The following is a 12,797-nucleotide window of genomic DNA, read 5'->3' on the forward strand; positions in this document are numbered from 1 at the left end:
CGGTCGCCTGCCGGCGCTGTTGTGCAGCGTTGGCGGCCCTGAGCCTCCTCGTGCCCAGGTTCCGGGACAGGAAAGGCTCCCCGCCGCGGTGTGCGGTGAAGGGGAGCCTTGGAGGACCGACCGTCCACCGGATCAGTTCCTGCCCTCGTCGTCCTCGTCCTGTGCGCGAGGTGCGGCGGGTCGGTGCGGGCTGTGCGAGGTGCCCCAGAAGTAGGGAGGCGCCATGTCGTCCTCACTCGTCTCCTGCCTGTCTTGATTCCGTTCGCCTGCGCCGCTCTCCGCGGACCCCGGCATGAACGTGTCTGCGTCGTCCGAGTCCGCGGCCACGTCGCTGAACGGCGCGCCCTCAGGAGCTTGGAAGCGCGGCGACCAGGGCCCGGTGGCGTCCCCCTCGCTCGGAGGCTCACCCTCCGGCCCCTCGTCGGGCGCCTGGAGAAGGGTCCGCCTGATCTCCTCGGCGGCCTCGTCCAGCCCGGCCGCCTCCAGGCTCCGCACCACCCGGTGCACGAACACCGTGTACTCGTCCATGTCCGGCTTCAGTCCCACTGCCGTCAGCAGCAGGAGCAGCCGATCCGAAACCCCCACTTCCTCCTCGCGGTCGGACGTCCCTCCTCCTTGGGTGTGCCCGTCCCACAGCGGGCCCCCGACGGTTGCTTCGGTCCGCGCGTCCACTGGCGGGACGAGCAGGTGCCGGAAGATCTCGGGCACCTCCTCGTTCTTGGCCGCCGCCGAGATCTGGGCGAGCGGACCGATCATGTCGACTGCCTTCTCGATGTCGTCCTCGTGACGGGCCAGCCACCACACCACGGCGCTGCCCGTGCTCTTGAGCACGTCGTCACCGAGGTATCCCCGCTTGTTGCGCTCGTGCTGACGCTCGTACTCCCAGAGCTTCTCGTCCTTGCGAAGGTCGTTCATTTTCCGCAGGCGCTCGCGGTCAGCGGGCGCGAGGGTCAGTGTCACATCGGCCGCCAGGGCCTTCACCCGTCCGCTCCGGTCCGGGAGCGGGGCACCCAGCTCCCCTTCCAGGAGATACCGTGCGAAGCTCGCCCGGCCGGGCTCCTCGTGGCGGACCACCTGCAGAGCCCGGCTGACGACCGAGGAAACGGCGAGGGCTGGGGAGGCGCCGTCGGACCAGTCGGACCAGTCGGCGTGGTCGGGTACCGGCCTCCACCACACGGTGGCGGAGAAGAGGAAGTCGTAGCCGTCCGTTGCACTCGGCAGCGCCGCGTCGACCACCCGAGTCTCCTGGTACGGCTGCTCCGTCGGCGCCGCGGGCGGCTCAGCTTCCACGGGCTCGTACGGATCGGCCGGCGCGCGGCCACCGCTGAGGACTGCCATCACGAGCAGCAGGGAGCCCGAGGATGTGACCATGGACATGAAGCCCCACAGCCACGGCGACCAGTGCAGGAGGTTTCCGAGCACAGCCGGTGCGAGGCCGCAGAGAGCGACGAACAGCAGGCTGGGAAAGCGGTGTTTCATCGTGCCTCTTCCGTGGTCCGTGGTCCGGCGCCCGCACGCTTCGTACCTTCCGTGCGGACGTGCTGCGCGTTGTCGATGTGCTGCCAGAAGAGGGCGGCGACAGCCGCCCGGGACGGGTGGTGCCTGGGCCCCGCCCAGTCGCAGGTGATGGCGTAGAGGCGGTGCAGGGCGGCTGCGCGGCCGTCTGTCGCCCCGACCATCACGCCCAGCGCCATCTCCTGCGTACTGTCGCCCGCCGCGGCGTTCAGCCAACTGCTCACCATCGGGGTCCAGAACTCCGTCGGCGCACGGGAGAAGACCGTCTCCCAGCCCAGGAACAGATCCGGCCACGGCGACGGCTCAGGTGCCCGGTCGCTCCTCAACAGTTCAGCGAGCAGCTGGAGGTGGAGTTCTGCCCCGCGCGGCTCCCGACGCGTCCGGTCCCGCAGACGGTCGATCAGCAGCCGGTAGGGCCGACGGTCGCGTCCGGCTAGGTCGAGAAGTACCTCCCGGGCCCCGCGCGCCGCCTCCCCCTTCCGTACGGCGAGGTGATGGAGCCGCACCATCGCCTGATCCGGGTGCGTCGCGCCGAGGCTCTGGAGGCAGGCAGTGGTCAGGACACGAACGAGACCGTCCGACAAGGGGCCGGACCTCGCGCACTCGTACATCCGTCTGCGGAACCATCCCCCGAATCTCTCGTGGCGGAGACCGAGTTCGAGGGCCGCCACGGCTCGTGGGTCGCAGGATGCCCCGGTCGCGTGGTCCGCCCAGCGGACCACAAGCTCGAAGAGGTGGTCGGGCCGCCCGACGGCCAGGGACCGCTCGCCGAAGCGGACGACGACGTTCACCCGGTCGTCGGTGGTCAGACCGTGGAGTCCGGCGGCATGGCCGATCCAGTTCCTGAGGTCGTCGCGGGTCCCGGGGAAGTTCGCCCAGAAGTAAGTCCGTACTGCGTCGGCGTAGGCCAGCCGCCCGAAGTGGAGCCGCCCTTCCAGGTCCCGCTCGATCCCGAGCTTCGCCAATCGCTCCCCGAAATCCGTCCGTGCGAGCTCGGTTGTCGTTTCTTCTTCGTGCCTCACCGTCCTCATCAAGCCGTGCCACGCCTCGTAGACGGTGTCGGCGCGGGCCTCCTCGAACACTGCTGCCGCAAGCAGCAGGGCCCGCTCGGGTGCGGTGCGGACCGTCGCCACCTGCCGGCCCACCTCACCGGCACGGTCAGTCACCGCGTGCATCGCCTGGTCGAGCCATCCCGCGAAGTCGACGCCGAACCGGCCGCTGTTGCGAGCAGACCTCACCAGCCCCGCGAGCCGCGCCAGTTCCCGCATGGGGGAGCGTTCGCACAGGCGCTGGAGGTCGTAGCTCCCCAGGTCCGTGGAGTGGAAGGCCATCCGGTCCATACGGAGGTACCGGGTGACAACGGCGATCCCCCGAGGGCGCCCCAGCGCCACCGTGTGCGGTTCGAGCTCCGGTGCGTGGGCGTGCTCCATGCCCGACGGCAGGACGACCACCATGTGGGCCCCCGCCTCCTGGACCTGTGACCGGCGCACGATCAGGAGGCGCTGGGCCTTGGCATACGTCTCCTCGTCGACGATGCCGGAGAGGTCGAGGAGGAAACGGTCCCTGTCCCCGGGGGCGAGAGTGGCCTCGTCCTTGTCCGTGGCGGGAAGCTCCTCGAACCGGTCCTCCTCCTGCTCCTCTTCAGCGCCTGCGTCCTCACCGAGCTCGTGCAACAGCATGATCGCTGCGGCGCGTCGGCCGCTGCCGGGCGCAGCCTCCAGCAGCACTACCGACCCGGGCTTCTCCAGGCAGTCGGCGGCGATGCGATAGCCCATCGGCCGAACGAACCGGTCGGCCAGACGCACTCGGTCCTCCCGGACGATCCGGAGGGACTCGACCCCTTTGCGGATCATCCAATCCGCGCCGCCGTAGAAGACGTACTGGGGCCCTACGCCATTGTTCACCGGGCCACGCGGATCGTTGACGGTGACGCGGTCCCGCTCGGTCATCGTCCGTCGTCCGAGCGCCGACGCTCGCGCTCGAAGCGTTGGTGGACCGTACCGCTGTTGTCGCCCGCCGTGAACTGAACCCCAGTGTTGTCGCCCTCGAAGTGGGGAGCGTTGTACTGGTGCCCCCCGCCGGTGTTCACGGGCCCCTGTGGTTCGTTGACGAAGGTGCCGGACAGATCTCCGTTGAGGTTTCCGATGCCGCGCACGCGCTGTTCGACGTCGCGCGTCCGCATCCTGGTGTGCCTGGCATCCTTGGCCGACTTCTTGCGGGACTTCGGCTCCGCCCGCTCCCGCACCGCGCAGGCGTCGCGGTCCACCGCACCCAGTTCGGGCAGGAGCCGGGCGAGGGTGTCGCCGAGCGCCGCCAGGTCCGATTCGGCGTTGCGGTGGTCGAACCTCCTGTACTGGCAGTCCGCCAGCTCCAGCAGATCGTCCGGAAGGACGGAGCGGTCGATCCGCGTGGTCTTTCCGACAAGCACGGGGATCACCAGGATCCCGCGGTCGAGCGCGGTCTGGATCTCGCGACGGGTCCAGTCCTGCTCGGCTTCGAGGGCGGGGCGACCGTCGGCACCCCGCACCTCCGTCCAGCGCGGGCCGATCACGGCGAGGAGAGCCTCGCATTCCTCCACCGCCCTGACCAGTTCCACTGGGAAACGGCGTCCGGGCTCGATCGAGTTGCTGGCGAAGAAGATCCGCTCGTCGCCGAACCGGCGGGCGAGTTCCCGAGCGATCATGGTCGCTGCGGACTCCTCGTCTCCTGTGCGGTAGTTGACGAAGACGTCGGGCATGAAGGTTCCCTTCGTGAAAGGAAGACGGAGTGGAAGGGCACGGGGCCGTGGACCGGGTTCCGGTCCGCCCGGGCCGTGAGGTCCCGACTGTGTGGACGGCATGGCGCATCCACGGGAGGGCGTGCGGAGGGAGGCGCGCCCGCCCGGTGCGTCACTGTTCGCGGGCAGCCCGAAGGAGCCGGGGGCGCGATGCGACGCGTCGAGCGGCGATCAGAGGGTTCCGCCGGGGACCATGCGATCCGGAGGGCCGGAGAGACCGGGTAGTCCGGCGAGCCGGGCGGCTCGACTCCGTGTCGGTCGTGGAGGGGCTGTCAGTCGTGCGCGGGGGCGAGCACGCGTGCCAGCGCGGGCTGCAGATCACGTACGGCGCGGCTGCTCCGGAACCGGGAGAGTTCCCGTGCGAGACGCCGGACATCGCTGTTCACCGTCGCCGAGGGTACGGCCGGCATCACATCCAGGAGATCCCCGGCGATCGCGCACGCGTGCTCTACCTCTCCGGAGGCGGCATGGGCCAAGGACCGACGGAAGCCGTACCGGGCGCGGGTACGCAGCGCGTGCGGCGGGAGGCGGCGGTACTCCCGGTCGAGTACCTCGGCGGCGGCCTTGGGACGGCCGAGATCGTGCAGGCACCAGCCGGTCGACATAGCCGCCGGGTCGCTCACATGGGAGGTGCCGATCACGGGCTCGGCGCCATCGCGGGCGTCGTCGCTGGCGAGCAGTTCCCGCGCCCTGTCGAGGCTGCGGAGGCAGTCGACTTCGTTGCCGACGAGCGCATGTCCCTGGGCCTCCCGCTGGGCCGCGAGTCCCCGGATGCGCGGCGGGAGTTCGCTGCTCTGGGCGCGGCGGGCCAGGGCAACGGTGCCGGCGGCGTCCCCGCCGTACATGGTGACCAGGGCGCGCCGCACCAGTGCGTAGGAGCCGAGGTACGGGTCACCCCCGGCGCGCGCCAGTTCGGCGGCCTCGCCCGTCCAGCCGAGTGCCGCGTCGCTGTCTCCGGCTTCCTGGGCCATCCAGCCGGTGAACTCCGCGAACCGCGAGGCGAGGAGGAGTGCAGGGGCCCGAGAAACGGACCGGGCGTCGGCGGCCAGCCCGGCGATCATGCGAGTCTGCGTCTCCAGCAGGGGCAGCAGGACCTTGGGCGTGGTGGACTGGCCGAGCTTCCGCAACTGGTCGAACTGCATGCGGAAGGAGGGCAGGAGGGGGTCGTCGGCGGAGGACAGCGCCTGACTGCCGCGTTTCAGGCCGAGGTCGATCAGCGCCCCCGTACCCGCCGAGAGGACAGCCCGGCGCCCGACGAGCCAGCGGCTCGGACCGGCGGGGGGTTCGGCGGTGCCCGAGTCCGAATCCGCCTCGGGTCGGGTGACCAGACGCTGCAGCTCGCCGTCCGCGCCGAGGAAGGCGTCGCACCGCCGGGCTAGTTCGGGGGACGCGGAACGCTCCCCGCGCTCCACCTTGCTTATGTGCCCCTTGTCATAGTTGAGTGCCACGGAGAACTCGGTCAGAGTCAGCCCCGCTTCTCCTCGTAAACGGCGAAGCTCCGGGCCAAAACGTAAAGTCGTGCTCATCATCAACCTCCCCTTGAACAGTGACCGCGAGAGCCGCCCGCCCTCGCGGGAGCCGTCGTCCGACGGCCAACGGGCGACACGAAACCCGATGACGAACACCCGCTGTGACGGCGTCGTTTCGGTCCGCATCCGAAAGTGAGTCTGGCACGACGCACGCCTGGAGAATCAGGGTTCGGCGGTGTTGCCCGTTGCCACTTTCGTTCTCCGTTGTTCCCGTCCGTTTCTTGGGCTGACCGAGGTCGGCAACGATCGGTGCACAGCGATCGAGAACGAGAGGAGACGCCCTCAGCTGGGCCAGGGGTAGCGGTCGCTCACCTGCTCAGTCTCGTTGCAGGCCCTGCTGGTGCGCCATGGATTTCTCTGCCGCGGTGCCCCGGCCAGGCCGTGGTCATTCCGCAGGAAGCTCGTCGACTGCGTGTGACACGGCGATGGCAGATGAGTGCGGCGGCTGTGCCGACGAAGGTGAGGAGGTGTCCGGCCCTGCGTCAGTGGCGGCGATGCTGGCGTCGGCAGCCGGCCAGCCGCCAGGACACGGTCCGCTCGGCCACTCAGCGGTGGCGTCCGAGTCGTTGTGAGGAATCGATGCCCTTGCGGGCGATGCGGTGTCGGACGCTGCGGGTGCCGAGCCATCGGCGCAGGTGTTCGTAGCCGTAGCTCTTGTCCGCGTGGAGCCTGTCCGGGCCATCGGTGGCGGCTACGCCCTGTTGGCAGGGTTGCTGCTGTCGAGGGATGACCGATGCGGTCAGCTCTCCCAGTCGACGGAGACCACGGTCCCGTCGTCGGCCATCTTGACGGCAAGGAGTTCGTCGCTGGTCTCGGCGTCGATCGTGTAGTCCATGACGATCCGGGCCTCGGCCTCCCCGGTCAGGTGCCACAGTCCGATCTGGACGGGGTGCATGGCCGCGGTGAACGCGTCGACGCTGATCGCTTCGCCGTTCGCATCCCGGGTGAGGCGCTTGATCACTTCGGCGTCGTCGAGTTCGTCGGCGTGGTGGTCGATGAAGTAGCGGTCCTGCCGCAGGTACTCGCGGATCGCCGCCCGGGCCGCGGTGTCCAGAGCCGGCAGATGGGCCAGGCGCGTCGCGAACGCATCCAGTTCGTCCGCGTCCAGACCGGACTTGGGGTCGGCCCACAGCCGGACTTCGACCTTGCCGCTCCCCAGCGAGGCCGCGCCTTCCCAGATGACGTCCGTCCCGTCCGCCGACGGAACCTCAAGGTGCCCGAAGTAGGGGTGATCGATGCTTTTCATGGGGCCTGTCATTCCGATGGATGGACGGTGCCGGTACGGCTTGAGGAGCGGTGAGCATCCCGGGCACACGATACGGCCCGATCGTTTCGCGTGGCGGAGCCGAATGTCCCTCCTGATTCTCAGGTCCTGGCCGGTGGTCGCCGCCGCCGTGCGGCGTCGGCTTCCTGGGTCTTCTCTTGTTCTGTCTTCTGTTCTGCCGCAGGTTCCGTGCCCGGGTCCTGCCGGGACCGCAGGTCGGTGAGGAGGCCGTCCAGTGCGCTGTCGAGGGTGGCGGCATTGGTGTGGTCGAACCAAGTGGTCCGGATGCGTTCGTTGTTGCCCTCGGGGGTTTCGTGGTCGGCGGCGAGTTGTCGCAGGGAACGGGTCTCGTCGCCCAGGGCGCGGCCGACGGCCTGGAAGAGGCACCGCACATAGTGTTCCGCGTCGTCGGTGGGGATGCCGTGTCCGGCGGCCCACGAGGTGAGCGCGGCGAGGTACGCGTAATGGGTGGTGAGTGTCCCGGTCAGTGCGGAGAAGACGTCGAAGGCCGCCTCGTCCGCTACCGGAAGCGCCCCGCCGAGCTGCTCGAAGAAGGCGTCGACGGCCGGGTGCGCCGGGTACGTCACGGTGACGGAGCGGCGTTTGCGTACGGAAGGCAGCGGGATGGCGCGGACCAGCGGGGCGTCGGTGGCGAGCAGGTCGCGCAGGTGGTCGTTCGAGACCCCGGCCATCACGTTGACCACCACCTTGCCGCCGTCCACGCGCAGACCGTCCAGCGCCTCGTGGCGGTCCTGGCGGCGTACGGCGGCGACGATCAACTCGGCGCGGTCCACGACCTGTTGGTTGTCGGCGCAGACGTGTACACCGTCGAATCGCTCGGAGAGTCCGGCGGCGGTGCGGGCGCCGCGCGGCGACAGGAACACTTCGGGCCTCGGGCTGCCCGTGTCGCACAGGCCCTCCACGAGGGCCCGGCCGATCTCTCCCACTCCGATGATGCCGATACGTTTCACGCTGTCGTCCGCTCCGGTGTGTGGTGGCCGTGACCCGCGCCCGTGAGGTCTCGCGGATTCCTCCACAGCAGGGTGATGGCCAGGGCGCCGGCCAGGCAAGGGGCGACCCCGGCCCAGCCCAGGCCCGGCGGCAGGCCGGTCGCGCCGGAGGTGTCCTTGGTGAGCAGCCCGATCAGCCCGGTGCCTGTGCCGAGCACGAACAGCGCGGTCGAGGCGGGGCGGGCCCATCGCCTGCCCGCCGTGACGGCCCAGGTTGCCGTGGACCAGGCCAGAATGCCCAGCACTCCGATGACGGACAGCAGGACGAGGTAGGTGCTGACGGCCGAGTCCACCCGGGCCTGGGAGTAGGCCGGGTATCCGGCTCGGACGTGGTCGGCCAGCAGATGGGTGGTGGCGCGGTCGGCGTACGGGGCGGCGGTCGCGATGACGGTGAGCCCAAGTCCCGTGTACATCGCGCCGATTGCCCCTCGCGTGTGGGTGGTCTCCGGCATCGGCGTCCTCTCGGTCTGTGTCATGTGATGGCATGTTGTGTGATGGCACATCGCGGTATGGCGCGTTGCAGCATGCCATTTCGTGGTGTGCTGCGTTGTGTCGTGTGATGTTGCGTCAGGCCCATTGGGTGTGCCCTGCTCCTTCAGGGCTGCGCGGGGGAATCCGGGCCCCGGCTGCGGCGTACGCGACGGCGGCGATGCCGTGCGTCTCTTTTCTCCGTGCCTTCGGTACGCCGCTCAAAATCTACGACGTAGGTTTCGTTGTGCACGCTAAGTTCTACGGCGTAGATTTGGCAAGAGGGCTTGGCAGTAAGGACAAGGAGGAGTGGGTGTGGCCAGACGTGCACGGGGCACCTCGGCGGGGCTCGACCGGGAGCGGATCGCGGCCGCGGCCGTCGCGCTGGTGGATCGCGACGGCCTTGAGCGTTTCGGGGTACGGCGACTCGCCGAGGAGCTCGGGGTCGACCCGATGTCGCTCTACCACCACGTCAAGGGCAAGGCCGCGCTGCTGGACGTGATCTGCGAGGCCGTGCTCACCGAGGTGGTGGCGCCCGCTCCCGATGGCGCGCCGCACGACTGGGAGGAGATCGCCCGGCGAACGGCCCACTCCTACCGGGACATGGCGTACCGGCACCCTCGGGTGTTCCCGCTGCTCGCCACCCGTGCGCAGACCTCGCCGGTGGCCATTTCCGCCCTGGAGAGCCTGGTCGCGGCGACGCGTGCGGCCGGCCTGCCCGAGCGGGTGGCGGCGGACGCCCCCATGGTGCTGTTCGGCTTCCTCAACGGGCACTTGCTGGCCTGCACCGGCGCGGGCCCCGACGGGCCGGCTCCCGTGCCCGGGTTCGACTCCGGCACGCACCCGGGCATGGCCGCCCTCGCACCCCGGTGGGCCGACTTCGGGTCAGTCGCGGAGTTCGACCGGATGCTCGACATCGTGCTCGGCGGGATCAGGGCTCAGGCAGCCCGCTCGTCCTGAGCGGGAGGCTTGTGCGCGGAGAACGTCAGCCGGTCGCCCACGCAGAGCGTGATGTCCACGTAGCCCAACGTCTGAAGGCGTACGAGGAGCGCGGCCGGCTCCACCGGGTTGTAGACGTCGCCCTTGTGGAACGCGTGCAGCGACTGGCTCGGCAGACTGTCGGCCCCGACGAGCACGCCGCCCGGCCTGAGCACCCGGAGGATTTCCGCGAGGAGGGTGTTCTGGAGAGCCGTTGTCGGTACGTGGTGCAGCATCGTGAACGAGGCCGCCGAGTCGAAGGAATCGTCCGCGAACTCCAGCGCGGTGCCGCTGCCCCGGTGGACTTCCACGTTCGTCCCGGAGAACCGGTCGGCCAGCAGCGACGCCGCCTCGGCCTCGATCTCCACGGCCACCAGGCGGTCGACCTTGGTCCGCAGCCATTCGGTCGCCGCTCCCGGACCGGGGCCGACCTCCAGCAGTTCCTTCCCGAGATCGGCACGCGCGACGGCCAGCGGCAGTACGTCGTCATGGAGATGGGCGGCCCACTCCGGGCTCGCGCACAGTTCAGCGTGGTCGGTGTTCATGACGACCACGCTAGAGAGGGCTGCCGCCGCCCAGAAGGACGTAACCTTCCAAACCATGTCGGGAAACGGACAGGGCGATGCGCTGGTCTTCATCGGGACGTTCCTCATGCCGCCGGGAACACGGTTCACCCAGCACACCCACCCGACACATCAGCTGGCCTGGGCCTCCCACGGCACCCTGACGGTCGACGTGCATTCCCGGCGGTGGGTACTGCCCACCACACGCGCCCTGTGGATCCCGTCCGGAGTGCCGCACGAGGTCGTCTCTGCCGGTCACACCACGATGACCTCGCTCTACCTGCCGATGTCGCCGCCTGCCGACCCGGGGCAGTGGGACACGGTCCGGCCGACCCGGGTCACGCCGCTGCTGGCCGAGCTGATCGGCTACCTGGACGATCCGGAACTCGACTCCGGGCGCCGGGCGCACGGTGAGGCGGTGCTCCTCGATCTGCTCCGGCCGGTGACGGCCACCGCTCTTGAGGCCCCGCTCCCCACGGACCCACGCGCCCGTCAGGTCGCCGGGGAACTGCTCGACGATCCCGCCTGCGCGCTCGCGGTGGAAGCGTGGGGGCGCCGGGTCGGCACTTCCGGGCGCACACTCGCCAGACTGTTCCTGGCCGACACCGGCATGTCGTTCGGCCGCTGGCGCACCCTCGTTCGCCTGCAGGCGGCGCTGCCCGCCCTGGCCGCCGGCGAACCGCTCCATCGGGTGTCGCGCGGAGTCGGCTACGAGACGGTCAGCGCGTTCGTCGCGGCGTTCCGACGTGAGACCGGCACCACTCCGGGCACGTACTTCGGCGCGCGCCGATAGGAGGTCGTCCCGCCGAGGCGCCGGTATCCGGGGTACCGGTGCCTCGGCGTACCGGTGCCCGGTGGCCTCAGTGCGTCGGTGCCCCGGTCGCTGCGACCGGTCATGGCGCCGGGTGCTCCCGTCGCCAGAAGCCGGGCAGCCACCAGCACAGCGCCGATCGGTCCTTTGGCCATGGCGCGCGGCCTTCCGCCCTCCAGTCCTCGAACGAGTCGAGCGCGGGGTCGATCGGGCGCCAGGCCGGGTCGAGCGGTTCGTCGGGCGCAGGAGGACGGACGAACCGCCGGCCGTGCCGGTCGCAGGCGCCGAAGTCCCGGTAGTTGTGCTGGGCCTCGATCAGCGAGATCCGGTTCGCCCCGCCGGGCATGGCGGGCCACCGGAACTGGATGGCGTCGTCCTCCCAGAAGCAGACGGGGCAGATCGAGTGCGAGCCGGGCAACTCGTCCAGAACGAGATGCCCGCAGCAAGGGCACGGACAGCGGTGGCTCATCTGCGCAGTCTCGTCGGTGGACCGGTACCGGGGCCAGGGATTTCCGGGTTGCGGAGGGACCGATGCGCGCCCCGCCCGAAGGCTGAACGGTCGGTTGCTTCGGGTGACGTTCGCGAGGGGTGTGTGCTTTGCGGGCGGTCACGCGAAAGCCCCGGGAGGCGAGGCGTGACGACCATGAATTGCCAGTCCATGGAGTTCTTGGGAGATCTTTCGAGACTCGGCGGCGGCCGCGGTGGCTGTCGGCCTCTTCGTCATTTCGTCACTCTTCGTGTCCGTTGAACGGAGAGCTGTGGTGCTCGCCTGTCTGCACTAACCCGGCGCGCGCGGCGAACCGGGCGCCGCAAAGCTGTGGGCATACGCGCTCCCGCCGTCATCCCGGCGAAAGACGAAGAAGGTTTTTCCTGTGCGTCTGTACCGAATAGCGCTGTGGACCACCATTCCCATAGCGCTTCCCCTCCTCGCGGCCCCCGCCGGAGTGACGGCGGCCCGGGCCGTTCGCGATACGACTCCGGAAGGGCCGCTCTCCGTATGGCGGCCCGAAGCGGCCGCGCGGCCGGTCGAGCCGGTGGCCGGTGCGGCGTCCCAGTTTCCGGCGCTCGGGGCGGTGTCGGTGGCGCTGCCCCGGATTGCGCCCCGGCCCGCCATCGTCCCGCGGACGCGGTGGCGGGCCGACGAGACCAAACGGGACCCCCACGCGCACTACGCGGGAGGGGTCAGGGCGGTCTTCATCCATCACACCGACACCCCCAACGGCTACGACTGCGCCGACGTGCCCCGTACGCTGCGCAATCTGTACACGGGCCAGACCCGTGACCGGAGTTGGGGGGATCTCGGCTACAACTTCCTCGTCGACAAGTGCGGCACCATCTACGAAGGCCGCGCCGGCGGTGCCGACCGCCCCGTCGTCGGCTCCCACACCCTCGGGTTCAACCAGGGCACCACCGGGATCGCGGCCATCGGCACCTTCGGGCCGGGGACACCGGTACCGGCGGCCATGGAGCACGCGATCGCGGCCCTCGCGGCCTGGAAGCTCGGGCTGGGCGGCGTCGACCCCGCGGGCAAGGTGCGGCTCACCTCCACCAACGGCAAGAGCCGTTACGCCAAGGGCACTTCGGCCGAGTTCGACGCAGTCTCCGGCCACCGCGACGGCTTCGCCACCAACTGTCCCGGCGAGGCGTTGTTCGCGCGGCTCCCCGCCATCCGGACCCTCGCGGCGAGCCTTCAGGGCAGGTTGTCCCCGCGCACACCGTCCGGCACCCGGCCGGCCGTGGGCCCGGGGAGTGCTCGTCGCGGCGGAGAGTGACGGGCCGGCGGGGCCGGCGCCGGTCCCGGCTGCCGAGCGGGGTGACGGGCCGCTCCGAGTGCCCCTCGAATCAGCGCGGTTCGCATCCGGCCCCCGCAGGCGGCGCCCAGG

At 70.2% G+C, this 12,797-nt stretch carries 12 protein-coding genes and 1 pseudogene; 3 read left to right on the forward strand and 10 right to left on the reverse strand.

Features of this window, described 5'->3' with window-relative positions; genetic code table 11:
• Positions 1-132: 132 nt before the first annotated feature.
• From ACGF8B_RS04695 to ACGF8B_RS04730, 8 genes and pseudogenes are all read right to left on the reverse strand, one after another.
• Positions 133-1,479, reverse strand: a complete 1,347-nt coding sequence (locus tag ACGF8B_RS04695; RefSeq protein WP_392734790.1) for a hypothetical protein — start codon at positions 1,477-1,479, stop codon at positions 133-135.
• The gene (locus tag ACGF8B_RS04700; protein ID WP_392734793.1) at positions 1,476-3,464 is read right to left on the reverse strand and encodes a hypothetical protein; all 1,989 of its coding nucleotides are present in this window, start codon (positions 3,462-3,464) and stop codon (positions 1,476-1,478) included. Before ACGF8B_RS04700 ends, ACGF8B_RS04695 begins: the two co-directional genes overlap by 4 nt.
• Positions 3,461-4,252 carry a toll/interleukin-1 receptor domain-containing protein gene (locus ACGF8B_RS04705; protein ID WP_392734794.1) on the reverse strand — a complete coding sequence of 264 codons (792 nt, stop codon included), beginning with the start codon at positions 4,250-4,252 and terminating at the stop codon, positions 3,461-3,463. Before ACGF8B_RS04705 ends, ACGF8B_RS04700 begins: the two co-directional genes overlap by 4 nt.
• A gap of 311 nt (positions 4,253-4,563) precedes the next feature.
• On the reverse strand, positions 4,564-5,817 hold the full coding sequence (locus ACGF8B_RS04710) for a helix-turn-helix domain-containing protein (protein WP_392735475.1): 1,254 nt from the start codon (positions 5,815-5,817) through the stop codon (positions 4,564-4,566).
• 551 nt (positions 5,818-6,368) lie between these two features.
• A pseudogene (locus tag ACGF8B_RS04715) lies at positions 6,369-6,497 on the reverse strand (IS5/IS1182 family transposase); the annotation flags it as partial.
• Positions 6,498-6,559: 62 nt separating this feature from the next.
• The gene (locus ACGF8B_RS04720; RefSeq protein WP_392734796.1) at positions 6,560-7,066 is read right to left on the reverse strand and encodes a DUF2004 domain-containing protein; all 507 of its coding nucleotides are present in this window, start codon (positions 7,064-7,066) and stop codon (positions 6,560-6,562) included.
• A 119-nt stretch (positions 7,067-7,185) separates the two neighbouring features.
• Positions 7,186-8,055: an NAD(P)-binding domain-containing protein gene (locus ACGF8B_RS04725; RefSeq protein WP_392734798.1), complete on the reverse strand. Its 870-nt coding sequence runs from the start codon at positions 8,053-8,055 to the stop codon at positions 7,186-7,188.
• Entirely contained in the window at positions 8,052-8,570 is a 519-nt protein-coding gene (locus tag ACGF8B_RS04730; protein ID WP_392734800.1) for a hypothetical protein, read from the reverse strand. Before ACGF8B_RS04730 ends, ACGF8B_RS04725 begins: the two co-directional genes overlap by 4 nt.
• A 307-nt stretch (positions 8,571-8,877) precedes the next feature.
• Here ACGF8B_RS04730 and ACGF8B_RS04735 point away from each other — a divergent pair, with 307 nt between their 5' ends.
• Positions 8,878-9,522, forward strand: coding sequence for a TetR/AcrR family transcriptional regulator (locus tag ACGF8B_RS04735; RefSeq protein WP_392734802.1), 645 nt, complete (start codon positions 8,878-8,880; stop codon positions 9,520-9,522).
• Here the strand turns inward: ACGF8B_RS04735 and ACGF8B_RS04740 are convergent.
• Positions 9,501-10,085, reverse strand: a complete 585-nt coding sequence (locus ACGF8B_RS04740) for a class I SAM-dependent methyltransferase (protein WP_392734804.1) — start codon at positions 10,083-10,085, stop codon at positions 9,501-9,503. The two genes, ACGF8B_RS04735 and ACGF8B_RS04740, sit on opposite strands and share 22 nt — an antisense overlap.
• A 55-nt stretch (positions 10,086-10,140) precedes the next feature.
• Between ACGF8B_RS04740 and ACGF8B_RS04745 the strand changes: the two genes are divergently transcribed.
• Positions 10,141-10,896, forward strand: a complete 756-nt coding sequence (locus ACGF8B_RS04745) for an AraC family transcriptional regulator (RefSeq protein ID WP_392734806.1) — start codon at positions 10,141-10,143, stop codon at positions 10,894-10,896.
• 100 nt (positions 10,897-10,996) lie between these two features.
• Here ACGF8B_RS04745 and ACGF8B_RS04750 read toward each other — a convergent pair whose 3' ends face one another.
• On the reverse strand, positions 10,997-11,383 hold the full coding sequence (locus tag ACGF8B_RS04750; RefSeq protein WP_392734807.1) for a CPCC family cysteine-rich protein: 387 nt from the start codon (positions 11,381-11,383) through the stop codon (positions 10,997-10,999).
• Positions 11,384-11,786: 403 nt separating this feature from the next.
• Here ACGF8B_RS04750 and ACGF8B_RS04755 point away from each other — a divergent pair, with 403 nt between their 5' ends.
• Positions 11,787-12,686, forward strand: coding sequence for a peptidoglycan recognition protein (locus ACGF8B_RS04755; protein WP_392734810.1), 900 nt, complete (start codon positions 11,787-11,789; stop codon positions 12,684-12,686).
• Positions 12,687-12,797: the final 111 nt, after the last annotated feature.

It is taken from the genome of Streptomyces sp. NPDC047917, assembly GCF_043204345.1.
Taxonomy (GTDB): domain Bacteria; phylum Actinomycetota; class Actinomycetes; order Streptomycetales; family Streptomycetaceae; genus Streptomyces; species Streptomyces sanglieri.